This window comes from Egicoccus sp. AB-alg2 (genome assembly GCF_041821065.1).
GTDB lineage: Bacteria > Actinomycetota > Nitriliruptoria > Nitriliruptorales > Nitriliruptoraceae > Egicoccus.
The window spans coordinates 1-24,417 of sequence record NZ_JBGUAX010000003.1; the positions used below are offsets into that span (position 1 = coordinate 1).

Consider the following 24,417-nt stretch of genomic DNA (forward strand, 5'->3'; position numbering starts at 1 on the left):
CCCGTGCGGGGCCCCTCGGCGCTCTCCGAGGGGCCCGGCACGAGAACGTCGCAACGCTTGACAAACGCCAGCCGAACCACCGGGGTCGCTGGGCATCTCACGGCTCAGCGCTCGCAGGTGGAGACGAAGAAGACGAGACATGGCTGCTGATCAGAAGATTCGGATTCGCCTCAAGGCGTACGACCACGAGGTCCTGGACCGTTCCGCGCGCGAGATCGTGGACACGGTCGAGGCGACCGGGGCGCACGTCACCGGGCCGGTCCCGTTGCCGACCGAGCGCAACGTGTGGGCCGTCATCCGCTCGCCGCACAAGTACAAGGACTCGCGCGAGCACTTCGAGATGCGCACCCACAAGCGCCTCATCGACATCCACCAGCCGACGCAGAAGACCATCGACAAGCTGATGGGTCTCTCGCTGCCGGCCGGCGTGGACATCGAGATCAAGCTCTGACCGACCGGTCGGAGCAGGGGAACCTCCCCGCACGAACACCCGCCGTCCGCTACGGACCTCGCCGCGACGCCCACACCACCACAGCTCGCACGAGGCCGCATGACGGCCAACTGGTAGGAGACGCCACCGATGGCTTCCAAGGGCATCTTGGGGACCAAGCTCGGCATGACCCAGGTCTTCGACGAGGACAACCGCATCGTCCCCGTCACCGTGGTCCAGGCCGAGCCCAACACCGTGACCCAGGTCAAGACGACCGAGACCGACGGCTACGTCGCGGTCCAGCTCGCCTACGGCACGCGCAAGCACACCACCAAGCCGCTGGCGGGACACCTCGCCAAGGCCAACGTCGACAGCGCTCGCGTGCTGGCCGAGTTGCGCCTCGACAACGGCGACGAGCTGCCCGAGGTGGGAAGCAACGTCTCCGTGGAGACGTTCGCCAAGGGTGACGTCATCGACGTCACCGGCACCAGCAAGGGCAAGGGCCACGCCGGCGTCATGAAGCGGCACAACTTCCGCGGCATGGGCGACGGCCACGGTGTCAAGAAGAAGAACCGTCACCCCGGCTCGGTCGGCAACGCCTCCACCCCGGGGCGCACCTTCAAGGGCCAGCGCATGGCGGGTCGCATGGGTGGCGAGCGCGTCACCGTGCAGAACCTCGAGGTCGTTGACGTCGACACCGAGCACAACCTCATCCTCGTCAAGGGCGCCCTGCCCGGCGCGGACGGCGGCGTGGTGTTCCTCAAGTCGGCGGTCAAGGCCCGGAAGGGCGGTGAAGCCTGATGACCCAGGTAGACGTGAAGGACCTGCAGGGCACGACGGTCGACACGATCGACCTGCCCGCGGCGTGGTTCGAGGGCGAGGTCAAGGTGCACGTGATGCACCAGGTCGTGACCGCGCAGCTCGCCGCCGCCCGCCAGGGGACCCACAAGACCAAGACCCGCGGCGAGGTCGCCGGCGGTGGCGCCAAGCCGTGGCGCCAGAAGGGCACCGGTCGCGCCCGCCAGGGCTCGATCCGCGCCCCGCAGTGGGTCGGCGGTGGCGTCGCCCACGGCCGCACCCCCAGCGACTGGTCGGTGCGGGTCAACAAGAAGGTGAAGCGCTCCGCGCTGCGCTCCGCGCTGACCGACCGCGCCAACAACGGGCTGGTCAACGTCGTCCGCGGCCTGCAGTTCGCCACCCCGAAGACCAAGGACGCGGTCGCCGCCCTGGCGGCACTCGGCCTGGCCGAGGGCAAGGTCCTGGTCGTGCTCGCCGACCGTCACCAGGAGACGCTGCTCTCACTGCGCAACCTGCCGCGGGTGCACACCCTGACCGTCGACCAGCTCAACACCTACGACGTGCTCGACAGTGACGTCGTGGTGTTCGACGAGGCCGCCATCGCCCTGATCGGCACCGGTCGCCTCGCGAGCCAGGACACCGAGGAGGTCTCCCAGTGAAGGACCCCCGCGACATCATCCGGCGCCCGGTGATCTCCGAGAAGACCTACGGGCTGCTCGACGAGAACAAGTACACGTTCATCGTGGACCCGCGCAGCAACAAGACCGAGATCAAGCAGGCGATCGAGAAGATCTTCGACGTCAAGGTCGTCAGCGTGAACACGATGAACCGGCCCGGGAAGCGCAAGCGCCGCGGGTGGATCGTCGGCAAGCGTCCCGACACCAAGCGCGCCATCGTGACCCTGGCGCCGGGTGACGAGATCGAACTCTTCGAGGCCGGGCTCTAAGCCCGCCCGAGCGACCTCCCAGAGGTTCCCACCATGGCCATTCGCAAGTTCAAGCCGACGTCGCCCGGGCGGCGTGGCGCTTCGGTCAACGACTTCGGCACCGTCACGAAGTCGACGCCCGAGCGCTCGCTGCTGGCGCCCCTGTCCAAGAAGGCCGGTCGCAACACCCACGGCCGTATCACCAGCCGCCACCGCGGCGGTGGGCACAAGCGCAAGTACCGCGTCATCGACTTCCGTCGCAACAAGGACGGCGTGCCCGCCACGGTCGCGGCGGTCGAGTACGACCCCAACCGCTCGGCGCGGATCGCGCTGCTGCACTACCACGACGGCGAGAAGCGCTACATCCTGGCGCCGAAGAACCTCGTCGTCGGCGCGGTCGTGGAGTCGGGCCCCGGCGCCGACATCAAGGTCGGCAACGCCCTGCCGCTGGTGAACATCCCGGTCGGTACCACCGTCCACGCCGTGGAACTGCGGCCGGGCGGTGGCGCCAAGCTGGGCCGCTCGGCCGGCACCTCGATCCAGCTGCTCGCCAAGGAAGGCAAGATGGCCGCGCTGCGGCTGCCCTCCGGTGAGATCCGCCTGGTCGAGAACCGCTGCCGCGCCACCATCGGCGCCGTCGGCAACGAGGAGCACGAGCTCCTCAACCACGGCAAGGCCGGTGCGACCCGCTGGCGCGGCCAGCGTCCGCAGACCCGCGGTGTCGCCATGAACCCGGTCGACCACCCGCTCGGCGGTGGTGAGGGCAAGTCCTCCGGCGGCCGCCACCCGGTCGACCCGTGGGGCAACCCCGAGCGCCGCACCCGTCGGGGCAAGAAGGCCTCCGACCAGTACATCATCCGCCGTCGCGGCAAGAACCGGAGGCGCTGACACATGCCCCGCAGCCTGAAGAAGGGTCCGTTCGTCGACGACCACCTCATGAAGAAGGTGGACGCACAGAACGAGGCCGGCGAGAAGCGCGTCATCAAGACCTGGTCGCGGCGATCGACGATCTTCCCGGAGATGGTCGGTCACACGATCGCGGTCCACGACGGTCGCAAGCACGTGCCGGTCTTCATCTCCGAGTCCATGGTCGGCCACAAGCTGGGCGAGTTCGCTCCCACCCGCGCCATCAAGTGGGGCGGGGCTGGCGAGAAGCAGGCCCAGAAGAAGCGCCGATAGGGAAGTCGCCCCCTCGGGGCGCGAGAAGGATTCGCCTCCACAGGGGCGCGAGAAGGACTTGCACATGATCACCAAGGTCAAGGCGACCGCGAAGTACGTGCGCGTCTCGCCGTACAAGGTCCGCCAGCTGACCCCGCTCATCGTGGGGCAGTCGGTGGCCGAGGCGCAGCGCATCCTGTCCTTCACGGACAAGAAGGCCGCTGCCGCGCCGCTGCTCAAGGTCCTGAACTCGGCGATCGCGAACGCGGAGAACAACGACGGGCTCGACCCCGACGAGCTGATCGTCCACACCGCCTACGCCGACGAGGGCCCCACCCTCAAGCGCTACCAGCCGCGCGCCCTCGGTCGCGCCTACCGCATCCGCAAGCGGACGAGCCACATCACCGTGGTGGTCTCGCCCGCGGAGGAGAACTGACATGGGTCAGAAGGTCAACCCGTACGGCTTCCGTCTCGGCGTCACCACGGACTGGAAGTCCAAGTGGATCGCGGACAAGAAGGAATACGCCGCGTACCTCCACGAGGACGACCGCGTGCGCAAGTACGTGCGTCAGCGCGTGCGTCACGCCGGCATCAGCCGCATCGACATCACCCGCACCCGTGACAACGTCGAGGTCAGCGTCCAGGCGGCGCGTCCCGGCATCGTCATCGGTCGCCGTGGTGCCGAGGCCGACGCGATCCGGGCGGATCTCGAGAAGCTGACCTCGAAGAAGGTCAAGCTCAACATCATCGAGATCAAGAACCCCGAGCTCGACGCGCAGGTCGTGGCGTTCAACGTCGCCGAGCAGCTGCGTGGCCGGGTCTCGTTCCGTCGCGCCATGCGCCGCGCGGTGCAGTCGGCCATGAAGGCCGGCGCCAAGGGCATCCGGATCCAGGTCTCGGGCCGCCTCGGCGGTGCGGAGATGAGCCGGACCGAGTGGTACCGCGAGGGTCGCGTCCCGCTGCACACGCTGCGCGCCAAGGTCGACTACGGCTTCGACGAGGCCCGGACCACCTACGGCCGCATCGGCGTCAAGGTGTGGGTCTACACCGGTGAGCAGATCGGCACCGGCGAGGAGGCCGAGGCCCAGCGCGCGATGGACCGTGCCAAGGCGCTGGCCGAGGGCCGCCCGGTCGACGACCGTCCGCGCCGCAAGTCGGCCCGCAAGGCCGCCAGCGTGGCCAAGAAGGTCACCGGCGTCGGCTCGCGGCAGCAGCCCGCCAAGACCGCCCCTGCCGAGGCCGCCCCAGCCGACACCTCGGACACCGCCGGCTCGCCGGCGACGCCGGGTGGCCCCGGCCACACGGTGCCCACCTCGGTGACCGAGCCGGGCCAGACCCCCAAGACCGACGTCGAGCAGGCCACCACCGAGTCCCTGCCGCCGCAGTCGGGCCCGATGGACGTCAGCGCCGTGACCGAGGCCGACGTGACGCCGGGCGAGGAGTCGGCGCCGACCGACGCCGTCCCGGCCGGCTCGCCCGAGGGCGCGAACGCCGAGGCCGACACCGACAAGCCGTCCACCGCCGTCACCGACGTCGAGCAGTCCGGGGACGCCCCCGCTGCCGGCACGGAGGGCGACGCCGAGGAAGGGGAGAGCTGATGCTCGCTCCCAAGCGCGTCAAGCACCGCAAGCAGCACCGGCCGCGCCCGCTGAAGGGCCTGTCCAAGGGCCACACCCAGGTCTACGTGGGTGACTACGGCCTGATGGCGACCACGCCGGGCTGGATCACCGCACGGCAGATCGAGGCCGCCCGTATCTCCATCACGCGTGCCATCAAGCGTGGCGGGAAGGTGCGCATCACGATCTTCCCGGACCGTTCCATCACCAAGAAGCCGCTGGAGACCCGGATGGGTTCCGGCAAGGGCTCGCCGGACCACTGGGTCGCGGCGGTCAAGCCCGGCCGGATCATGTTCGAGCTGTCCGGCGTCCCCGAGGAGCTGGCCCGCGAGGCCATGCGCAAGGCGTCGCACAAGCTCCCCGTCAAGACCAAGTTCGTCAAGCGCGAGGAGGGCGGCGAGTGAGCACCGCGACCGAGCTGCGTGAGCTTCCCGACGACGAGCTGCGTCAGGCGCTGACCGAGAGCAAGGAGGAGCTGTTCAACCTCCGCTTCCAGGTCGTGACCGGGCAGCTCGACGACCCCCGTCGAATCAAGACCGTCAAGCGCGAGATCGCGCGCATCCTGACCGTGATGCGGGAGCGCGAGATCGCCGCCGCACGTGACACCGAGGCCTGATACCCATGGCAGAGACCACCGAGCGCAGCACCACCCGCAAGGAGCGCCAGGGCGTCGTCGTGTCCGACGTGCAGGACAAGACCATCGTCGTGCGCGTCGACCGGCGGACGACCCACCCGCTGTACGGCAAGACGATGAAGTCGTCGAAGAAGTACCACGTCCACGACGAGACCAACGACGCCAACGTCGGCGACACGGTCCGCATCGTCGAGACCCGTCCGCTGTCGAAGCTCAAGCGCTGGCGCCTGGCCGAAATCGTCGAGCGCGCGAAGTAATCACCCGTCCGGACGGGTGCCCCGGCCGGCGTGTGACACGCCACGAGGCACCGCGCCCCGACGAACGAAGCAGAGAGACGATCAACGATGATCCAGCAGGAATCGCGGCTGAAGGTCGCGGACAACTCGGGGGCACGCGAAGTGCTGTGCATCCGGGTGCTCGGCGGGTCCGGACGGCGCTACGCGTCCGTCGGTGACGTGTTCGTCGGCACCGTCAAGAACGCGATCCCCCAGTCCAACGTCAAGAAGGGCGAGGTCGTCCGCTGCGTGGTCGTGCGCACCGCCAAGGAGCGCCGGCGGCCGGACGGTTCCTACGTCAAGTTCGACGACAACGCGTGCGTGATCATCCGCCCGGACGGCAGCCCGCGCGGGACCCGCATCTTCGGGCCCGTCGCTCGCGAGCTGCGCGACAACAAGTTCATGCGGATCATCTCGCTCGCGCCGGAGGTGCTGTAGACCATGCGTCGCATTCGCAAGGACGACCAGGTCCAGGTGATCGCCGGCAAGGACGCGGGCCGCTCCGGCCGCGTCATCAAGGTGTTCACCGACCGCGACCGCGTGCTGGTCGAGGGTCGCAACTACGTCAAGAAGCACGAGCGGATCCAGGCCCAGCGTGGTGGCGCCCAGGAGGGCGGCATCATCGAGACCGAGGCCCCGATCCACATCTCCAACCTGATGCCGATCTGCCCCTCGTGCGATGCCCCGACCCGCGTCGGCTACCGCTACGAGAACGAGGGCGACCGTCGCAGCAAGGTCCGCGTCTGCAAGAAGTGCGACAGCACCTTCTGAGCCGCCGCCGACACCAACGACCCCACACCGCGAGCCGGCCCGGCCTGTGACAGGCAGCGGGATCGGCGCCACACCGCCCGACGCGAGCGGTGCGGCCGAGTCGGCCGCGACGAACGAGGAAGACGCTTCCCATGAGCGACACCGAGACCACCACCGCCCCGACGGGCGGCACCGACCGGGTCGTGCCGCGCCTAAAGCAGCGCTACCTGGACGAGGTTCGCCCGCAGCTGCTCGAGCAGCTCGGCGTCAACGCGATGCGCATCCCCAAGCTCGAGAAGATCGTCGTCAACGTCGGTCTCGGCGAGGCGGTCAACGACTCGCGCGCGCTCGAGGGCGCGATCCGCGACCTGCAGACGATCACCGGCCAGAAGCCGCGCGTGAACCGGGCCCGCAAGTCCATCGCCGGGTTCAAGCTGCGCGAGGGCATGCCGATCGGCGCGAAGGTGACGCTGCGCGGCGACCGGGCGTGGGAGTTCTTCGACCGGCTGCTGTCGGTCGCCTTCCCCCGCATCCGTGACTTCCGTGGCCTGAAGGCGACCTCCTTCGACGGCAACGGCAACTACACGTTCGGGCTCACCGAGCAGCTGGTGTTCCCGGAGATCGACTACGACCAGATCGACGCCGTGCGTGGCATGGACATCACCATCGTCACCACCGCGGACGACGACGAGCATGCCCGCGCGTTCCTGGACGCCTACGGCTTCCCGTTCGTCCGCGACACCCAAGGTTAAGGAAGAGACGTGGCGAAGAAGTCAAAGATCGCCCAGCAGCGCCGCGGCATGAAGTACGGCGTGCAGAACTACACGCGCTGCGACCGGTGTGGTCGTCCGCGCGCCGTGTTCAAGCGCTTCAAGCTGTGCCGGGTCTGCTTCCGCGAGATGGCACACGCCGGCGAGCTGCCGGGCATCAAGAAGGCCTCCTGGTAACGGATGCGGGTGGGGCTGCGCCCCCCCGCAGGCCCCCCCAAGGTCAAGGGCCAAGGTCAAGGGCCAAGGGCAAGGGCAAATGCAAGAGCCAGGTCAAGGACATCACCCGCTGCGCGGGTGACTGACACGGGAAGTGCCGGGATGCGTCCCGGGAACCCCGAGGAGCACCGAACATGACGATGACCGACCCCGTGGCGGACATGCTGACGCGTGTCCGGAACGCGTCGATCGCATACCACGACACGACCACCATGCCGTCCTCGAAGATCAAGGTGAACATCGCCCGGATCCTCGAGCAGGAGGGCTACATCACCGGCTGGTCGGTCGACGACGCCACGCCGCAGCCGAACCTGACCATCCGGATGAAGTACGGCCCCAACCGCGAGCGCGTGATCACCGGTCTGCGCCGCATCTCCAAGCCGGGCCTGCGCGTCTACGTGAAGAAGGACGAGATCCCCCGCGTGCTGGGTGGCCTCGGCGTCGCGATCCTGTCCACCAACGCCGGCCTGATGACCGACCGCACCGCGCGCCAGGAAGGCCGCGGCGGCGAAGTCGTCGCCTACGTCTGGTAGGAGAAACCATGTCCCGCATTGGCAAGCTCCCGGTTCCCGTGCCGGACGGCGTCGACGTCACGATCGATGGCCTGACGGTCACCGTGAAGGGGCCCAAGGGCGAGTTGACCCGCACCATGCCCGAGGGCGTCACCCTGTCGCGTGACGAGGACGGCGCCGTCGTGGTCACCCGCAACGGCGAGACGCGGACCGAGCGGTCGCGTCACGGCCTGGTGCGCACCCTGATCAGCAACATGATCGTCGGCGTCACCGACGGCTACCGCAAGGCGCTCGAGCTGGTCGGCGTCGGGTACCGCGCTGCCGCCAAGGGCTCGGACGTCGAACTGCAGGTCGGCTACAGCCACCCGGTACTGATCGAGGCGCCCGACGGCATCACCCTCAACGTGCCGGCCCCGACGCGGATCGAGGTCAGCGGCATCGACAAGGTGCTCGTCGGCCAGGTCGCCGCCAACATCCGCAAGGTGCGTCCGCCGGAGCCCTACAAGGGCAAGGGCATCAAGTACGAGGGCGAGCGCATCCGCCGCAAGGCCGGCAAGGCCGCGGGCCGCTAGGCCTGCCGCCCACCCGGCGTACCGCAACGACAACCAACCGCCAGCGGTGCCGCGGGCTTCCCAGCCGCGGTGCCGCCGCCCCGAGCGAGGCCCCTCGCGACGGGCTCGTGGCCGCCCTCTCGACCGCACCCGGTCCGGGCGGCTGCACGAGGAGGAGAAGACCTTCATGGACGCGAGCAAGAAGCGCCTCGCCCGCCAGCGGCGGCAGAAGCGCATCCGCAAGCACGTGCGTGGCACGGCCGTCAAGCCGCGCCTGTCCGTGTACCGCAGCAACACCCACATCTACGCCCAGCTCATCGACGACGTGAGCGGCCACACGGTGGCCGCGGCGTCCTCGCTGGAGACCGGGGTGGCCAAGGGCGACGACGGCAAGGTCGGCGTCGCCAAGCAGGTCGGCACCCTCGTCGGCCAGCGCGCCAAGGACGCCGGCATCTCGACCTGCGTCTTCGACCGCGGCGGCAACCGCTACGCCGGCCGGGTCGCGGCCCTCGCCGAGGGCGCGCGCGAGGCGGGGCTCGAGTTCTAGAGAGGTCTCCCCGGCACTTGCCGGGGCACAAAGGAGTAACCCATGGCAGCCAACAACCGTGGAGGCGGGGGTCCGGGTCGCGGTCGCGGCCGGGACGACCGTCGCGGGCGGGGTCGCGAGCAGGAGCGCGAGCAGTACGACGAGCGCGTCGTCGCGATCAACCGCGTCGCCAAGGTCGTGAAGGGTGGTCGCCGCTTCCAGTTCACCGCGCTCGTCGTCGTCGGTGACGGCAAGGGCATGGTGGGCATCGGCCACGGCAAGGCCAAGGAAGTGCAGTCGGCCATCCAGAAGGGCGTCGAAGAGGCCAAGAAGAACTTCTTCAAGGTCCCGATGGTCGGCAACACCATCGTGCACCCCGTCGTGGGTCGCGCCGGCGCCGGTCAGGTCATGCTCAAGCCGGCCGCCCCGGGTACCGGGGTCATCGCCGGTGGTCCGGTCCGCGCCGTCATCGAGGCCGCCGGTATCCACGACCTGCTCGCGAAGTCGCTGGGCACCGCCAACCCGATCAACGTCGTGCACGCGACGGTGGCCGGGCTGAAGAGCCAGCGCTCCGCCCACGAGATCGCCACCCTCCGGGACAAGGCGGTCGAGGACGTGGCCCCCAAGAAGATGCTGGAGACGATGCGACAGGGTGGGAAGTGATGGCTGACAAGCTGCTGCGCATCACCCAGACGCGGTCGGTCATCGGCCGCACCCAGGACCAGCGCGACACCGTGCGGTCCCTGGGCCTCAAGCGCATCCGTCACACCGTCGAGCAGCCGGACCGCCCGGAGATCCGTGGGATGCTCCGCAAGGTCCCGCACCTCGTCGAGTGGGAAGTCGTGGACGCGGCGAAGCCGAACACGCGGCCTGAAGTGGAGGCCTGAGATGACCATCAAGCTTCACCACCTGAAGCCCGCCGAGGGCGCGAAGACCGACAAGAAGCGGGTCGCCCGTGGTGACCGTGGCCGTGGCGGCAAGACCGCCGGTCGTGGCACCAAGGGCACGGGCGCGCGCGGCACCGTGCCGGCCGGGTTCGAGGGCGGCCAGATGCCCCTCATCCGTCGCCAGCCCAAGCAGCCCGGCTTCAACAACCCGAACAAGATCGACTACGCGGTCATCAACGTCTCGCGACTCGAGGAGGCCTTCGAGGCCGGCGACGAGGTCACGGTGGCGACACTGACCGCCAAGGGCCTGGTCAAGAAGAAGCGTCCGGTCAAGGTGCTCGGTCACGGTGAGCTGTCCAAGGCGCTCACCGTCGACGTCGACGCGCTGACCGCCACCGCGCGTGAGAAGATCACCGCGGCCGGCGGGACCGTCCGCGACTGACACGCCCCACGCCCTTCGTGAGCGTCACGGCCGCCGGCGGCGGCGGGTGCGCCCGGGTCGGCTCGATGCCACTCGCGCGCCTCGCGGCCACCGGCGGCTTTTCACGAAGGGCGGTGTCCGTTCGAACCGATAGCATCATGGCCCGCGACCGTGTCCGTCGCGTGGCGCCCGGGGGAGCGACGCCGACGTCGCGAGCAGGCCTAGTGCCCCGGGCCGTGAAATAGCCCCGAGGACCCCATGCTCCGAGCGTTCGTCAACGCCTTCAAGATCCCCGACCTGCGGCGCAAGCTGCTGTTCACGCTGGGGATCATCGCCATCTACCGCCTCGGGGGCTGGATCCCGGTGCCGGGTGTCGAGGTCGACCTGCTCCGCGACGCCGTCGCGGGCGCCGGCGCCGGTGGCATCGTCGGCATCATCAACCTGTTCGCCGGCGGCGCCCTGCAGCAGATGGCGGTGTTCGCGCTCGGCATCATGCCCTACATCACCGCCAGCATCATCATGCAGTTGCTGGCCGTCGTGATCCCCAAGCTCGAAGCGCTGCAGCGCGAGGGCGAGCAGGGCCGCAAGAAGATCACGCAGTACACGCGCTACATCACCATCGGCCTGGCGCTGCTGCAGTCGACCACGCTGGTGACGTTGGCCCGCAACGGGGTGGCGTTCGGCGTCGACGTGATGCCGCAGGCGGGGACCGGCACGATCGTGCTGATGGTCCTGACGTTGACCGCCGGCACGGGCCTGATCATGTGGCTCGGTGAGCTCATCACCCAGCGCGGTGTCGGCAACGGCATGTCGCTGCTGATCTACGTGTCCATCATCAGCCAGTTCCCCTCGCAGCTGTACGCGCTGCAGGCGGAGAAGCAGCTCGAGTCCCCCTTCCAGGGCTGGGAGTGGGTGGCCGGCGTGCTGCTGATGGGCATCTTCCTGACCGTGGCCGTGGTGTTCATGGAGATGGGCCAGCGCCGCATCCCCGTGCAGTACGCCCGCCGTCAGGTCGGCCGGCGCAGCTACGGCGGCCAGTCCACCTACATCCCGCTGAAGGTCAACCAGTCCGGCGTCATCCCGGTCATCTTCGCCTCGTCGCTGATGTACCTGCCGGGCCTGATCGCCAACATCTCCGGCAGCGAGCGGATGCGGGTCTGGACGGAGACCTACCTGGCGGACGCCAGCAACTGGTTCTACATCCTGACCTTCGCCGCGCTGACGATCTTCTTCGCCTACTTCTACACCGCGATCGCCTTCAACCCGGTCGAGGTCGCGGACAACATGAAGCGCTACGGCGGGTTCATCCCGGGCATCCGTCCGGGCCGTCAGACGGCCGAGTACCTCGACCGCGTCCTGACCCGGATCACGCTGCCGGGCTCGCTCTACCTCGCGGTCGTGGCGGTGCTGCCGTTCATCCTGCTGGCGGTCGGCAACGTGACCGCGTTCCCGCTCGGTGGCGTCAGCCTGCTGATCATGGTGGGCGTCGCCCTGCAGACGATGCAGCAGATCGAGAGCCAGCTCATGCAGCGCAACTACGAGGGCTTCCTGCGCTGACCCGCCACGCCGGCGGATCGACCCGGTCCGCCGCGGACGTCGACGCCCCGCGGTGGCGACGCATCCACGAGAGGACGACCACGTGCGCGTGATCCTGTTGGGACCCCCGGGCGCCGGGAAGGGGACGCAGGCCGGCCGCATCGCGCAGGCCTTCGACATCCCGCACATCTCCACGGGAGACATCCTGCGTGCGAACGTGCGCGAGGGGACGCCGCTCGGGCAGCAGGCGAAGGGTTTCATGGACGCCGGCGAGCTGGTGCCCGACGACGTGATCCTCGGCATGGTCGGCGACCGGCTCGCGGAGCCCGACGCGAAGGACGGCTTCCTGTTCGACGGCTTCCCGCGCACGGTCCCGCAGGCCGAGGCGCTCGAGCAGCTGCTGATCGAGCGCGAGCAGCCGCTGGACGCCGTGCTGCGGATGCTCGTGGACACCAAGGAGATCGTGCAGCGGCTCACGGGCCGGCGTACCTGCAGCAACTGCGGGGCCGTGAAGCACATGGTCTACGACCCGCCGGCGGTCGACGGGGTGTGCGACCGGTGCGGCGGTCAGCTCGTGCAGCGGCCCGACGACGCCGAGGACGTGGTGCTCAACCGCCTCGAGGTGTACCGGCGCTCGACCGAGCCGCTCGAGGAGTTCTACTGGGGCCGCGGCCTGCTGCGTGACGTGGAGGCGGTCGGCACCGTTGACGACGTCGCCGCCCGCATGGACGCCATCCTCCGGGACTTCGCCTAGGCGAGGCAACGAGCGAGCGTCAGCGAGCAAGACGACCGGGGCTGGCGGGCGGGATCGAACATGATCATCAAGAAGTCGAGGGACGAGATCGCCCGGATGGCGCGGGCCGGGGCCGTGGTGGCCAAGGTCCACGAGGAGCTCATGGCGGCGCTCGAACCGGGCATGACGACGCTGGATCTCGACCGCATCGCGGAGAAGATCGTGACCGCCGAGGGTGCGGTGCCCTCGTTCAAGGGCTACCGCGGTTTCCCCGCCACCCTCTGCACGTCGAAGAACCACGAGATCGTCCACGGCATCCCGTCGAAGGACGTGGTCCTCGAGGAGGGCGACGTCATCTCGATCGACGCCGGCGCGATCGTGGACGGCTTCCACGGCGACTCGGCCACGACGCTGATCGTCGGGGGCGAGCAGGCGGTCGACCCGGCGGTGGCGGCGCTGGTCCGCGAAACCCGCAACGCCCTGTGGCGCGGACTGGGCCAGGTGCGTGACGGCAACCGGTTGGGAGACGTGGGCGCCGCGATCGAGGCGGTCGCCGACGAGCACGGCTACGGGGTCGTGCGCGAGTACGTCGGCCACGGCATCGGGCGGGCGCTGCACGAGGACCCGTCGGTGCCCAACTACGGCCAGCCCGGCCGCGGGATGAAGCTGACCCGTGGGTGGGTGATCGCCGTCGAGCCGATGTTCAACCTGGGCACCGAGGAGACCGAGACCCTCGACGACGGGTGGACGGTCGTCACGGCCGACGGTGCGGTGTCGGCGCACTGGGAGCACACGATCGCGGTGACGGCCGACGGCCCGGTCGTGCTGACGGCGCGCAGCGACGAGCCGTCGAACCTGCTGGAAGCCGCGATCCCGACCTGGTAGCACCGGCGCCAGCGTCCAGTTGCCCCACACCGGACCGCCTGGGTACCCTGTGCCCTCGTCCTGCCTGCGCAGGGCGTGCCTCTACTGTGGGGCAACGATTCGTTCCGTCCGGCGTGCCGGCAACTCGAGACCTCGAACCGCCACGCGCTCGGACCTTCCGCCTCCTCGATCCACGGGCCTGCCCGTGCTCGCGGTGCGCGGGCGACCACCGGATCCGCCGCCTGGCGGTCCGGGCACCACCACGAACCGACCCGGAGACGGCGTGGCAGAGAAGGAAGAGTCCATCCAGGTGGAGGGCACCGTCACGGAGGCCCTCCCGAACACGCAGTTCCGTGTGGAGCTGGAGAACGGCCACAGCGTGCTCGCCCACATCAGCGGCAAGATGCGGATGCACTACATCCGGATCCTGCCGGGCGACAAGGTGGTCGTGGAGCTCTCTCCCTACGACCTGTCCCGCGGGCGGATCACCTACCGCTACAAGTGAGACACCACGCTCGGCCACGCAGGGCGCGCGTCGCTGCCACGACGTGACCACCGCCCCGGTCGAGTGACAACGTGCCGCCCGGTCCCGGGTGTGCGCCACAGATCGGCCGGCCGTCGCCGACCACGGCCCCATGGGGTCCGTGCACAGGCGACGACGAGCGTCCACCCGCACCGGGTCCGGACGCGGCCCCGGTGCGAGGCAGGCAGGCCCCGCGCCGCCGACGACCAGCCGGGTCGTCGGACCAGCCGAAGGAGAGCAACGTGAAGGTCCATCCTTCCGTGAAGAAGCAGTGCGACAAGTGCAAGATCATCCGTCGTCGCGGCAGCGTGCGTGTGATCTGCGAGAACCCGCGCCACAAGCAGCGCCAGGGCTGACGGGAGGCTGATCGAACATGGCACGTATCGCTGGCGTCGACGTCCCGCGCGAGAAGCGCGTGGTCATCGCCCTCACCTACATCTACGGGGTCGGCAAGTCCCGCGCCCAGGCCACCCTGGCCGCGGCCGAGATCGACCCGGACACCCGTGTCCGTGACCTGACCGACGACGAGGTGGGCCGCCTGCGCGCCCACATCGAGAACGAGTACCGCGTCGAGGGTGACCTGCGACGCGAGGTCGCGAACAACATCAAGCGCAAGATCGAGATCGGGTCCTACCAGGGCATCCGGCACCGCCTGGGCCTGCCGGTCCGCGGTCAGCGCACGCACACCAACGCGCGCAGCCGCAAGGGCCCGAAGCGCACCGTCGGCGGCATCCGCAAGCCGACGCGCAAGCACTGATCCAGCGACCGAGGTAGCTGAACATGGCAGCACAGAAGAAGCAGCGCGGTCGCCGGCGCGAGCGCAAGAACGTGATGCACGCCCAGTGCCACATCAAGGCGACCTTCAACAACACGATCATCACCTTCACCGACCAGCAGGGCAACGTGCTGGCGTGGTCGACGGGTGGCAACGCGGGCTTCAAGGGCTCGCGCAAGTCCACGCCGTTCGCCGCCCAGGTCGCCGCCGAGTCCGCCACCAAGGCGGCCATCGACAACGGCGTGCGCAAGGTCGACGTGCTCTGCAAGGGCCCGGGCGCCGGTCGTGAGACCGCGATCCGGACCCTGGCCGCCGCCGGCATCGAGGTGCTGTCCATCAAGGACATCACCCCCGTGCCGCACAACGGCTGCCGCCCCCCGAAGCGCCGCCGCACCTGACACCCGTCGGACGCGGCGAGGAGCGCGTGTCGTCGCGCCGGCCCTCGGGCCGGCCCGGCGCGCTCCCGTGGCACCTCGAGACGTGCTCGGGGTGACCGAGGAAAGAAGGAACACGACAAGATGGCTCGTTACACCGGCCCGATGACGAAGAAGTCACGCCGCCTCGGCGTCGACCTCAAGGGCAACGACAAGAACTTCGAGAAGCGCCCCTACCCGCCGGGTGAGCACGGCCGCGGCCGCATCAAGGAGTCGGAGTACCTGCTCCAGATGCGCGAGAAGCAGAAGGCCCGCTACTACTACGGCGTGCTGGAGAAGCAGTTCCGTCGCTACTACGAGGAGGCCACCCGCAAGGAGGGCCTGACCGGCGAGAACCTGCTGATCCTGCTCGAGCTGCGCCTCGACAACGTGCTCTACCGCGGCGGTTTCGGCCGTACCCGCGCGGAGTCGCGCCAGCTGGCCAGCCACAAGCACGTGATGGTCAACAACCGTGCGACCAACATCCCGTCGTACCGGGTCAAGCCGGGCGACGTGATCGAGATCCGGCAGCGTGCCCGCGAGTCCCAGGCGGTCATCGGTTCGCTGGAGGTCTTCGGTTCGCGCGAGGTGCCGGGCTGGCTGCAGTCCGACCCGAACCAGTTCAAGATCCACGTGGTCGACGTCCCGGTGCGTGCCCAGATCGACGCCCCGGTGAACGAGCAGGCCATCGTCGAGCTCTACTCGAAGTAGGCGTGTCCGGCGGCGCGACCGTCCCGTCCCACCCGGCGGGAAGCGGTCGCGCCGCCCACGCGCGTCCACAACACCGTCGCCGCCACGACCCGTGCGGCGACCCGCGGACCGGCCCGGGATCACCGGCCCGCGGTCCGACGAACGCACCGCCGATGGCCCCGGGATCGAGGGCGGTGCGTGGCGGGGGGACGTCCCCGCCGAACAGCCGCCTCGTGTACGGGGCGCAGAAGGATCAGAGGAGCACCTGTGTCGGACTTCGGTTTCTACGACGAGGACGGCGTGATGAGTCTTGGCGAGACCGCCTCGGGCTCGCCGTTCATCGCCTACCGCCCACGCCTCGAGGAACAGCCCGTCGAGGAGGGCACCCGCTCGCGGTTCACGATCGACCCGCTCGAGCCGGGCTTCGGCTACACCATCGGCAACTCGCTGCGTCGCACCCTGCTGAGCTCGGTGCCCGGCGCCGCGGTCACCCGCATCCGGTTCACCTCCGCCCAGGCCGCCGGCCCCGAGGGCGGCTCGGTCCTCCACGAGTTCTCGGCCATCGAGGGCGTCAAGGAGGACGTGACCGACATCATCCTCAACATCAAGGACCTCGTGGTCCGCTCGGACTCCGACGAGCCGGTGGAGATCTTCCTCGGCGGTGACGGCCCGGGTGTCCTGACCGCGGAGAACATCTTCGCGCCCTCGCAGGTCGAGGTCGTCAACGAGGACCTGCACATCGCCACCCTGAACGCCAACGGTCACCTCGAGATGTACCTGACCGTCGAGCGGGGTCGCGGCTACCGCACCGCCGACGCCAACAAGCGGTCCAACGACCCGATCGGCGTCATCGCGATCGACTCGGTGTTCAGCCCGATCCGGCGCGTCGCGTACCGGGTGGAGTCCACCCGCGTCGAGCAGATGACCAACTACGACAAGCTCGTCCTCGACGTGGAGACCGACGGGTCGCTCACGCCGGCGCAGGCGCTGTCGTCGGCCGGTGAGACCCTCAAGGGCCTCTTCGAGCAGTTCGCGGGCTTCGAGACCTCCGGCCCCGGCGGCATCGTGGTCTCCCCGGAGGAGGCGCTGGCCTCGATCGGGTCCGACCCGATCAAGCAGATGGCGATCGAGGACCTCGACCTGTCGGTGCGGTCCTACAACTGCCTCAAGCGTGAGGGCGTCGCCACGGTCGGCGAGCTGATGGAGAAGACCGAGCAGGACCTGCTCGAGATCCGCAACTTCGGCTCCAAGTCCGTGGACGAGGTCAAGGACAAGCTGGCCGAGCTGGGCGTCGCACTGCGCGAGTGACCGGCCCCGTGGGGGAGGGCGCGCGTCGTCGTCCCCCACGCCACCAGGCGTGGTGGGAGCGCCGTCCGCGCCCCCACGAGAAGAGTTGAAAGAGAGCACATCATGCCGACCCCGAAGCGTGGCCCCCGGCTCGGTGGTAGCCCGGCGCACCAGCGGCACCTGTTGGCCAACCTGGCCAAGGACCTGTTCCGTCACGGTCGCATCAAGACGACCGAGGCCAAGGCCCGTGCGCTGCGTCCGTACGCCGAGCGCCTGATCACCAAGGCGAAGCAGGGCGACCTGCACGCCCGCCGCCAAGTGCTGGCCAAGCTCAACGACCGCGACGTCGTGGCCTACCTCTTCGAGGAGGTCGCACCGCGGTTCGCCGACCGCAACGGCGGCTACACCCGCCTGCTGAAGCTCGGTCCGCGCAAGGGCGACAACGCCCCCATGGCGCTGGTCGAGCTGGTCGAGCTGGGCCAGCAGTCCGGCGAGGACGTCATCGAGGAGGCCAAGGTCAGCCGCTCGCGTGGCCTGTTCGGCCGCCGTCGCCGCCGCACCGCCGAGGCCGCGGCCGGGACCGCCGTCCTCGACTACGACCTCGCGGCCGAGGACGAGGGCGTCGAGGAGGCGTCCCCGGAATCGCCCGAGTCGCCCGAGTCCCCGGAGTCGGTGGACTCGCCGGAGTCGGTGGACTCGCCGGAGTCGGTGGACTCGCCGGAGGACGCCGAGACCGACGACGACGAGGAAAAGTAGGACGCACCCGTGTCGGACGGTGCGCGCCCGAGCGTGAGGCTGCGGCTCGACCTCGCCTACGACGGCGCACCGTTCGCCGGGTTCGCCCGCCAGCCCGACCAGACCACCGTGCAGGGCACGCTCGAAGGTGCGGCCGCACGGATCCTCGGGCAGCCGATCGAGACGACCTGCGCCGGGCGCACGGACCGAGGGGTCCACGCGCTGGCGCAGGTCGTCCATTTCGACGCCGATCCGACGCTGGAGCGCACCCGGCGTGCCCTGCAGGACCTCGAGGCGTTCCGTGACCGTCTCGACCGCCTCGTCGGTGCGGCCATCACGATCTGGCAGGCGCGAGCGGTACCCGACGCCTTCGACGCCCGCTTCTCCGCCACCTGGCGCCGCTACCGCTACCGGGTGGCCGACACGCCGGCGCTCTCGCCGCTGCTGCGCCACGCCTGCTGGCACGTGCGCGAGCCACTGTCGCTGACAGCCATGCGCGCGGCTGCCCGCCACGTCGTCGGCGAGCACGACTTCGCCGCGTTCTGCAGGAAGGTCCCGGGCCGCACCTCGGTCCGCCGGTTGGACACGTGCACGATCCGGCGTGCGGAGGACGGCCTGCTGCACTTCCGGTTGGTCGGCAACGCGTTCTGCCACAACCAGGTGCGTGCCCTGGTCGGCAGTCTCGTCGAGGTGGGACGGGGCCGCCGCGACCCGGCCTGGATCGCCGAGGTCCTGGCGTCCGCTGACCGTCAGCGGGCCGGTCGCGTGGCGCCGCCGGACGGCCTGGTGCTGGAAGGTGTCGGCTACGGCCGCCGATGGCCCAGCGCCCCGCCGGCGACGGTCCACACGGGGCTCTGAGGGCTGACCGCTCGTCGGTGAGGGGCAAAGTGGGCGTCCGATGCCCCGGTCGCACCTCGGCGGCAGCCGTGCGTTCTCCACCGTGCCAGCGGCAAACCGGTGGCGGCGGCGGTCGCCGTACGGTCCACTGTCCACCGCGTCCCGCGGGACGTGCGGCGTCCCGGGCGCGGGCCGTCGGACAGCGGGGCAGGGGCAGGTGGATGGGTCTCAGGGTGCGAGCGGTGCATCGGCTGCGAGCGGGTCTGGTCGGCGCGCTGACCGCCAGCATGGTGCTGGCCGGGCTGGCATCGGCGTCGGCGGACGAACTCGTGACGCCCCGGCTGGAGCCCGGAACGCTCACCACCCGCGCCGAAGCCGGAGCTGACACCGCCTCGGAAGGGGCCGGCGCCGCACGGGCGACCGGTGGCGGGGAAGCGACCGCGGCGACGTCCGCGCCGGCGCTGCGGACGCTGGACGCGGCCTGCCCCGCCGGTCGGGTGCCCGCCGCGGGGTTCCGCGACCTGGCCGGCTCGGCGTTCGTCCGCGAGGTCGACTGCCTGGCCTGGTACGGCGTCACGCAGGGCCGCACGCGCACGACGTTCGCGCCGGGCGACACCGTGACCCGCCGCCAGATGGCGCAGTTCCTGTACCGCCTGCTCGACCACAACGTGGTGTTGCCGCGGTGGGACGGCGAGTCGCCGTTCCCGGACGTTCCCGCCACGGCGGCCGGAGCCCAGGAGATCGCGGTCCTGGCCTCGCCGCAGGTGCGCAGCCTGTTCGGCACGTCGGTCGTCGCCGGCGGGACCGATGGTCGGTTCCGGCCCAACGACCGCGTGACGCGCGCCCAGATGGGGTCCTTCCTGGCGCGGGTGGCGCAAGGCGTGGCACGGGTCAAGGGCGCGACCCTCGAACGGGGCGCGTGCCGGTTCACGGATGACGCGGCGATCGCCGCTGCCCATCGCGACAACGTCCACCTGCTGTGCGAGCTGGGCGTCGCGGCCGGGCGCAGCGGCGGCCGGTTCGACCCCGGAGCGGACGTCACGCGCGGGCAGATGGCGGCGTTCCAGATGCGGCTGCAGGACGTCGTCGTCGACGAGTCGTTGGGCGTGCCACCGGATCTGGTCGTGCCGCTGTGGGTCGACAACGTCGACTGCGTCGGCCACCGCGCCGACGGGACGTCCCGGCGGGCGTTCTGCACGATCCAGGCCGCTGTCGACCACGCCGCCGCGCGCCACTCGGACGCGTATCCGGTGCTGCAGGTCGTCAACAACAGCACGGACGAGGTGAGCAGGTTCTACGACGAGGACGTCGTGATCCCCTCGGGCCTCCACCTGGCCGTCGTCGGCGACGCCGAGGACGAGACCTACGGCTACACGCCGATGTACGGCTCGTTCACCGTGCGAGGTGCGTCGACCGAACTGGACCTCGCGCACCTGGCGATCCACACGCGCAACCGGGACCAGGCCGGTCCCGACGGGGTCGGGCTGGACGTGCCCGACGGCGGCGCGGTCGGCGTCCACCAGAGCTTCGTCTTCAACCGCGGCACGGCGATCAGCCTCGACCGCGGCGCCTTCCTCGTGATGCTCCAGGCCAACGCCGGCGACGGTGTCGTGGGGGTGCACCTCGCCGACGGTGACGCGCTGCTGGTCGACGCGACCCTGGCCTTCGCACAGACCGGCTTGGAGCTGTGGCCGGGCAGCAGCCTGGTCTCGCTCGGCACGCACTACGAGCGGCTCGACGTCGGCCTCAGCCTCGGCGACACCGACGTGGTGGTCGCCGACGGCGAGTTCCACGAGGTCGCGCACGCCTACGTGCACGACCACACCGGCGGCGTCGACCTCCGCGCGGTCCGCGACGCCAACCGGTTCGACACGCCCACCCGCATCGGCGAGCACAACGGGGTGCGGTCGTTGCTCCCGCGCCGTTGACCCGCTACGGGGCCGGTTGACCGGTCCACGGGGTCGGGGGTACTCTTGCCCGCCGCGGTCCCCTGTGGACCGCACGTTCGTGCTCGCGCGCCGGAACCCGGCCCGTCGGTTCGGCCCGAGCCTCGGCGGCCCAGCGCCTCCCGTCGGACGACGAGGGCAGCCGGACCACCTTCGACGACCCGACCACCGCGTCGTGTGGGCGGCGTCGTCGCCCGCAGCACGAGCAGCACCGACCGAGCAACCGCCACGCACCGACCCACCGCTTCTCGCCTCGCGACGAGCAACCCGTGGCCACCGAGGACGACATGCGCACCTACTCGCCCAGCGCCAAGGACATCACGCGCGACTGGTACGTGGTCGACGCCGAGGGGCAGACCCTCGGCCGGCTCGCGACCCGCGTCGCCACCGTCCTGCGCGGCAAGCACAAGCCGACCTACACCCCGCACCTGGACATGGGTGACCACGTCATCGTGATCAACGCGGACAAGGTCGTCCTGTCGGGCACGAAGGCCGAGCAGAAGGTCTACCACGCCCACTCCGGCTACCCCGGCGGTCTGCGCTCGGTGCCCTTCGCCACGATGCTGGAGAAGAAGCCGACCGACGTCGTCGAGAAGGCCGTGAAGGGCATGCTGCCCAAGAACAAGCTCGGCAACGCCATGGGCCGCAAGCTCAAGGTCTACGCCGGTGCCGACCACCCGCACGCCGCTCAGCAGCCCAAGCCGCTGCCCGACCACGTCTGAGGACCGACTGCATCATGGCGGACACCAAGATCTTCACCGGACGTCGCAAGTCGGCCGTCGCCCGCGCCCGCGTCACCCGCGGTTCCGGGCAGTTCACGCTGAACGGCCGCCCGCTCGAGGACTACTTCACCACGGAGAAGCTCCGGGCCGCCGTGCTCGAGCCCTTCGCGGTGCTCGAGCAGGCCGGACAGTGGGACGTCAAGGCCCGCATCCACGGCGGTGGCACGACCGGGCAGGCCGGCGCGCTGCGCCTGGCGATCGCCCGCGCCCTGGCCGAGGACAGCCCGGAGTGGCGTACCCCGCTCAAGCAGGCGGGCCTGCTCACCCGTGACGCTCGCAAGGTCGAGCGCAAGAAGTACGGGCTCAAGAAGGCCCGTCGCGCGCCGCAGTTCTCCAAGCGCTGACCGGCCCATACACCAGGTCGATGCCGCCCCACGTGGGCGGCATCGACGTTCCTGGCGCGGAATCGATTTGGTTCCCGACGGGCGCGGGGACGGACGGGCACCGGCCGGTGGCTGTGTGGCCCCGCAGACGCTCCTAGGCTGCCGCGCCATCCTGAGCGCGAGGAGACGCGACAACGTGGGCTCGATCTTCGGCACCGACGGCGTGCGCGGGAAGGCCAACGCCGACCTGACGCCCGAACTCGCGCTCGCCCTCGGGCGTGCCCTGGTCACGGTCCTGCGCGAGGAGGGCGCGAAGCGGCCCTCGATCCTGATCGGGCGCGACCCGCGCTGGTCGGGCGAGATGCTGGAATCCGCCCTGATCGCCGGGATCACCTCCGCCGGTGGCGACGCCGTGTCCGTCGGCGTGCTGCCCACGCCGGCCGTCGCGCACCTGACCGCGAACTCGGCCGCCGCCGCCGGCGCCATGATCAGCGCCTCCCACAATCCCGTCGGCGACAACGGCATCAAGTTCTTCGGTCCCGGTGGCCACAAGCTCACCGACGCCGAGGAGGACCGCCTCGAGCAGCTGATCGCCCGCGACGGCGGCGACCGGCCGCTGTCGACCGCCATCGGGCGGCGCCTGCGCGACCACGCCGCCGTGGCCCGCTACGTGGAGTACCTCGCCTCCATCGCCGACGTGGACCTCACCGGGCTGCGCATCGTCGTGGACGGCGCCAACGGTGCCGCCTCCAACGTCGGGCCCCAGGTCTACCGGCAGCTCGGCGCCGACGTCGTCACCATCCACTGCAAGCCCGACGGTGCGAACATCAACGACGGCTGCGGCTCGACGTACCCCGACGTGATCGCCGCGGCGGTGGTGGCCCACAACGCCGATGCGGGCATCAGCCACGACGGCGACGCCGATCGGCTGATCGCGGCCACCCACGAGGGGTCCGAGGTCGACGGCGATGTGATCCTCGCCATCCTCGCCCGCGACGCCAAGCACCGCGGCGTGCTCAAGCAGGACGCCGTCGCGACCACCGTCATGACCAACCTCGGCTTCAAGCGGGCGATGTCCGAGCTGCACATCGACGTGGTGGAGACCAAGGTCGGCGACCGCTACGTGCTCGAGGCGATGCTCGAGCAGGATCTCAACCTCGGCGGCGAGCAGTCGGGCCACCTCATCGACCTCGACCACGCCACCACCGGTGACGGCATCCTGTCGGCCATCCGCCTGCTGTCGGTGGTGCGCTCGACCGGCGCGTCGCTGCGCGAGCTGTCGACCGTGATGTCGCGCCTGCCGCAGGTGCTCGTCAACGTCAAGGGCGTGGACAAGTCCCGCCTGGCCGACACGGACGCGATCTGGAAGGTCGTGCGCGCCGAGGAGGAGCGTCTGGGTGACGGTGGCCGCGTGCTGCTGCGCCCGTCGGGCACGGAGGCGCTGGTCCGGGTCATGGCCGAGGCCGAGACCCACGACGACGCCCAGCTGGCCGTGGACCGGATCGCCGACGCGGTGCGCGACCACCTCACCGTCTGAGCGCGTCCGGCGTGCCCGGTTCCGCCTCCGAAAGTTCGTCTCGGCGAAGGGCCGGCTGAATCCGGGATGAGAGATCCCTCAGCCAGGCCCTCCGGACAGGCGCGCCACCCGGTGGGGTCCGTATCGTCGCGGCGGTCAGCCGTCCCGCGACCGTGAGTGCTTCGACCATGCGACCACCCCGCCGTCTGCTCGCGATGAGCGTCGCCGCCGCCGTCCTCCTCGGCTGCTCCGGGGACGAGGGCGGTGTGGACTCGGTCGACCTCGGTGAGGACGCGGCCCCGCAGACCGGGGACACGTCCGGCGAGCCGGCCGACGAAGAGGATCCGTCCGACACGGCCGCGGGCGACGACACCGCCGACGACGATGCCGCCGACGACCCCGCCGACGACGCGGCGGGCGACCCCGACGCCGGCACCGGTGCCGATGAGGACGAGGCGGCAGCGGACCTGGTCGACACGACGCAGGCGGTGCCCGGGACGTGGCCGGTCGGCGACGCCGGGACGGTCACGTGGGACGTGCGCGACGGCGCCCTGGTGCTGGTCGACGTGTCCCCGAGCGAGGGCTGGGACGCCACCGTCGACGAGGAGGGCGACGACGAGGTCGAGGTCGACTTCCGCCGCGGCGACGAGGGCTGGGACTTCGAGGTCGAGGTCGACGACGGACGCCTCGAGATCGACGTGTACTACGACCGGCGCAACGCCGATCCCGGCGCCTACGACCTGCCTGACGGTGGCAGTTTCGTCTTCGACGCGAGCGGCGACGCGCTGACGCTCACGAGCATCGAGGCACCACCCGGCTGGGAGGTCACCGAGCGCGAGGAGGAGCGCGACGAGTTCTCCTTCACCCTCGTCGCCGGCGATCGCCGGGTCGAGGTCGAGGTGGAACTCGACGACGGCCGCATCGAGGTGGAGATCGACTACCGGGTCGCCGGGCCGCTGCCCGGCTGACGCCACGAGGCCGTCACCAC

At 70.3% G+C, this 24,417-nt stretch carries 35 protein-coding genes and 2 pseudogenes; all 37 read left to right on the top strand.

Going from position 1 to position 24,417, the window contains the following annotated elements; genetic code table 11:
• Positions 1–139: 139 nt before the first annotated feature.
• The 37 genes and pseudogenes from rpsJ to ACERM0_RS05440 all read left to right on the top strand — a co-directional run bounded on the left by rpsJ (position 140) and on the right by ACERM0_RS05440 (position 24,397).
• Positions 140–451, top strand: coding sequence for a 30S ribosomal protein S10 (gene rpsJ, locus ACERM0_RS05260; protein WP_130648556.1), 312 nt, complete (start codon positions 140–142; stop codon positions 449–451).
• A 129-nt stretch (positions 452–580) separates the two neighbouring features.
• Complete coding sequence (gene rplC / locus ACERM0_RS05265; protein ID WP_373677493.1) at positions 581–1,231, top strand: 50S ribosomal protein L3; 651 nt, start codon at positions 581–583, stop codon at positions 1,229–1,231.
• Positions 1,231–1,887 carry a 50S ribosomal protein L4 gene (gene rplD / locus ACERM0_RS05270; RefSeq protein WP_373677494.1) on the top strand — a complete coding sequence of 219 codons (657 nt, stop codon included), beginning with the start codon at positions 1,231–1,233 and terminating at the stop codon, positions 1,885–1,887. Before rplC ends, rplD begins: the two co-directional genes overlap by 1 nt.
• Positions 1,884–2,174 (top strand): 50S ribosomal protein L23, encoded by a 291-nt coding sequence (gene rplW / locus ACERM0_RS05275; RefSeq protein WP_373677495.1) that lies wholly within the window; start codon positions 1,884–1,886, stop codon positions 2,172–2,174. Before rplD ends, rplW begins: the two co-directional genes overlap by 4 nt.
• A 33-nt stretch (positions 2,175–2,207) precedes the next feature.
• Entirely contained in the window at positions 2,208–3,041 is an 834-nt protein-coding gene (gene rplB / locus ACERM0_RS05280; RefSeq protein ID WP_373677496.1) for a 50S ribosomal protein L2, read from the top strand.
• A 3-nt stretch (positions 3,042–3,044) separates the two neighbouring features.
• A complete protein-coding gene (gene rpsS, locus ACERM0_RS05285; RefSeq protein WP_373677497.1) occupies positions 3,045–3,332 on the top strand; it encodes a 30S ribosomal protein S19 in 288 nt (95 codons plus the stop codon).
• 64 nt (positions 3,333–3,396) lie between these two features.
• The gene (rplV, locus tag ACERM0_RS05290; protein ID WP_373677498.1) at positions 3,397–3,747 is read left to right on the top strand and encodes a 50S ribosomal protein L22; all 351 of its coding nucleotides are present in this window, start codon (positions 3,397–3,399) and stop codon (positions 3,745–3,747) included.
• Position 3,748: 1 nt separating this feature from the next.
• Positions 3,749–4,798: pseudogene (rpsC, locus tag ACERM0_RS05295) on the top strand (30S ribosomal protein S3); the annotation flags it as partial.
• 110 nt (positions 4,799–4,908) lie between these two features.
• On the top strand, positions 4,909–5,331 hold the full coding sequence (gene rplP, locus ACERM0_RS05300) for a 50S ribosomal protein L16 (RefSeq protein WP_373677499.1): 423 nt from the start codon (positions 4,909–4,911) through the stop codon (positions 5,329–5,331).
• A complete protein-coding gene (gene rpmC, locus ACERM0_RS05305) occupies positions 5,328–5,543 on the top strand; it encodes a 50S ribosomal protein L29 (protein ID WP_373677501.1) in 216 nt (71 codons plus the stop codon). The genes rplP and rpmC overlap by 4 nt, the downstream gene beginning before the upstream one ends.
• Before the next feature lie 5 nt (positions 5,544–5,548).
• The gene (gene rpsQ / locus ACERM0_RS05310) at positions 5,549–5,818 is read left to right on the top strand and encodes a 30S ribosomal protein S17 (protein WP_373677502.1); all 270 of its coding nucleotides are present in this window, start codon (positions 5,549–5,551) and stop codon (positions 5,816–5,818) included.
• Between the two features lie 87 nt (positions 5,819–5,905).
• The gene (gene rplN, locus ACERM0_RS05315) at positions 5,906–6,274 is read left to right on the top strand and encodes a 50S ribosomal protein L14 (protein WP_373677503.1); all 369 of its coding nucleotides are present in this window, start codon (positions 5,906–5,908) and stop codon (positions 6,272–6,274) included.
• Between the two features lie 3 nt (positions 6,275–6,277).
• Positions 6,278–6,607 (top strand): 50S ribosomal protein L24, encoded by a 330-nt coding sequence (gene rplX / locus ACERM0_RS05320; RefSeq protein WP_373677504.1) that lies wholly within the window; start codon positions 6,278–6,280, stop codon positions 6,605–6,607.
• Between the two features lie 131 nt (positions 6,608–6,738).
• On the top strand, positions 6,739–7,338 hold the full coding sequence (rplE, locus tag ACERM0_RS05325; RefSeq protein ID WP_373677505.1) for a 50S ribosomal protein L5: 600 nt from the start codon (positions 6,739–6,741) through the stop codon (positions 7,336–7,338).
• 9 nt (positions 7,339–7,347) lie between these two features.
• Positions 7,348–7,533 (top strand): type Z 30S ribosomal protein S14, encoded by a 186-nt coding sequence (locus ACERM0_RS05330; protein ID WP_373677506.1) that lies wholly within the window; start codon positions 7,348–7,350, stop codon positions 7,531–7,533.
• A gap of 173 nt (positions 7,534–7,706) precedes the next feature.
• Positions 7,707–8,105, top strand: a complete 399-nt coding sequence (gene rpsH, locus ACERM0_RS05335; protein ID WP_373677507.1) for a 30S ribosomal protein S8 — start codon at positions 7,707–7,709, stop codon at positions 8,103–8,105.
• Between the two features lie 8 nt (positions 8,106–8,113).
• Entirely contained in the window at positions 8,114–8,656 is a 543-nt protein-coding gene (rplF, locus tag ACERM0_RS05340) for a 50S ribosomal protein L6 (protein WP_373677508.1), read from the top strand.
• A 166-nt stretch (positions 8,657–8,822) separates the two neighbouring features.
• Positions 8,823–9,182, top strand: a complete 360-nt coding sequence (rplR, locus tag ACERM0_RS05345; RefSeq protein WP_373677509.1) for a 50S ribosomal protein L18 — start codon at positions 8,823–8,825, stop codon at positions 9,180–9,182.
• Positions 9,183–9,224: 42 nt separating this feature from the next.
• A complete protein-coding gene (gene rpsE / locus ACERM0_RS05350; RefSeq protein ID WP_373677510.1) occupies positions 9,225–9,824 on the top strand; it encodes a 30S ribosomal protein S5 in 600 nt (199 codons plus the stop codon).
• Entirely contained in the window at positions 9,824–10,048 is a 225-nt protein-coding gene (gene rpmD / locus ACERM0_RS05355) for a 50S ribosomal protein L30 (protein WP_373677511.1), read from the top strand. The genes rpsE and rpmD overlap by 1 nt, the downstream gene beginning before the upstream one ends.
• Before the next feature lies 1 nt (position 10,049).
• The gene (rplO, locus tag ACERM0_RS05360) at positions 10,050–10,490 is read left to right on the top strand and encodes a 50S ribosomal protein L15 (protein WP_373677512.1); all 441 of its coding nucleotides are present in this window, start codon (positions 10,050–10,052) and stop codon (positions 10,488–10,490) included.
• Between the two features lie 237 nt (positions 10,491–10,727).
• Complete coding sequence (gene secY, locus ACERM0_RS05365; protein WP_373677513.1) at positions 10,728–12,026, top strand: preprotein translocase subunit SecY; 1,299 nt, start codon at positions 10,728–10,730, stop codon at positions 12,024–12,026.
• An 82-nt stretch (positions 12,027–12,108) separates the two neighbouring features.
• Positions 12,109–12,759, top strand: coding sequence for an adenylate kinase (locus tag ACERM0_RS05370; protein ID WP_373677514.1), 651 nt, complete (start codon positions 12,109–12,111; stop codon positions 12,757–12,759).
• Positions 12,760–12,819: 60 nt separating this feature from the next.
• Positions 12,820–13,623 carry a type I methionyl aminopeptidase gene (gene map, locus ACERM0_RS05375; RefSeq protein ID WP_373677515.1) on the top strand — a complete coding sequence of 268 codons (804 nt, stop codon included), beginning with the start codon at positions 12,820–12,822 and terminating at the stop codon, positions 13,621–13,623.
• A 262-nt stretch (positions 13,624–13,885) separates the two neighbouring features.
• The gene (gene infA, locus ACERM0_RS05380; RefSeq protein WP_373677516.1) at positions 13,886–14,107 is read left to right on the top strand and encodes a translation initiation factor IF-1; all 222 of its coding nucleotides are present in this window, start codon (positions 13,886–13,888) and stop codon (positions 14,105–14,107) included.
• Positions 14,108–14,367: 260 nt separating this feature from the next.
• Positions 14,368–14,481 carry a 50S ribosomal protein L36 gene (gene rpmJ / locus ACERM0_RS05385; RefSeq protein ID WP_130648581.1) on the top strand — a complete coding sequence of 38 codons (114 nt, stop codon included), beginning with the start codon at positions 14,368–14,370 and terminating at the stop codon, positions 14,479–14,481.
• A 17-nt stretch (positions 14,482–14,498) separates the two neighbouring features.
• Entirely contained in the window at positions 14,499–14,882 is a 384-nt protein-coding gene (gene rpsM, locus ACERM0_RS05390) for a 30S ribosomal protein S13 (protein ID WP_373677517.1), read from the top strand.
• Between the two features lie 23 nt (positions 14,883–14,905).
• Positions 14,906–15,298, top strand: coding sequence for a 30S ribosomal protein S11 (gene rpsK / locus ACERM0_RS05395; RefSeq protein WP_373677518.1), 393 nt, complete (start codon positions 14,906–14,908; stop codon positions 15,296–15,298).
• A 120-nt stretch (positions 15,299–15,418) separates the two neighbouring features.
• Positions 15,419–16,024 (top strand): 30S ribosomal protein S4, encoded by a 606-nt coding sequence (rpsD, locus tag ACERM0_RS05400; protein WP_373677519.1) that lies wholly within the window; start codon positions 15,419–15,421, stop codon positions 16,022–16,024.
• Positions 16,025–16,270: 246 nt separating this feature from the next.
• The gene (locus ACERM0_RS05405; protein ID WP_373677520.1) at positions 16,271–17,311 is read left to right on the top strand and encodes a DNA-directed RNA polymerase subunit alpha; all 1,041 of its coding nucleotides are present in this window, start codon (positions 16,271–16,273) and stop codon (positions 17,309–17,311) included.
• Between the two features lie 102 nt (positions 17,312–17,413).
• Positions 17,414–18,046 carry a 50S ribosomal protein L17 gene (gene rplQ, locus ACERM0_RS05410; RefSeq protein ID WP_373677521.1) on the top strand — a complete coding sequence of 211 codons (633 nt, stop codon included), beginning with the start codon at positions 17,414–17,416 and terminating at the stop codon, positions 18,044–18,046.
• 33 nt (positions 18,047–18,079) lie between these two features.
• Complete coding sequence (truA, locus tag ACERM0_RS05415; RefSeq protein WP_373677523.1) at positions 18,080–18,883, top strand: tRNA pseudouridine(38-40) synthase TruA; 804 nt, start codon at positions 18,080–18,082, stop codon at positions 18,881–18,883.
• A 221-nt stretch (positions 18,884–19,104) separates the two neighbouring features.
• Complete coding sequence (locus ACERM0_RS05420; protein ID WP_373677524.1) at positions 19,105–20,790, top strand: S-layer homology domain-containing protein; 1,686 nt, start codon at positions 19,105–19,107, stop codon at positions 20,788–20,790.
• A gap of 305 nt (positions 20,791–21,095) precedes the next feature.
• A complete protein-coding gene (gene rplM / locus ACERM0_RS05425) occupies positions 21,096–21,530 on the top strand; it encodes a 50S ribosomal protein L13 (protein ID WP_373677948.1) in 435 nt (144 codons plus the stop codon).
• A 35-nt stretch (positions 21,531–21,565) separates the two neighbouring features.
• Positions 21,566–21,934 (top strand): annotated as a pseudogene (gene rpsI / locus ACERM0_RS05430) (30S ribosomal protein S9); the annotation flags it as partial.
• A 175-nt stretch (positions 21,935–22,109) separates the two neighbouring features.
• Positions 22,110–23,450 carry a phosphoglucosamine mutase gene (glmM, locus tag ACERM0_RS05435; protein ID WP_373677525.1) on the top strand — a complete coding sequence of 447 codons (1,341 nt, stop codon included), beginning with the start codon at positions 22,110–22,112 and terminating at the stop codon, positions 23,448–23,450.
• Between the two features lie 167 nt (positions 23,451–23,617).
• Positions 23,618–24,397, top strand: a complete 780-nt coding sequence (locus ACERM0_RS05440; RefSeq protein ID WP_373677526.1) for a hypothetical protein — start codon at positions 23,618–23,620, stop codon at positions 24,395–24,397.
• Positions 24,398–24,417: the final 20 nt, after the last annotated feature.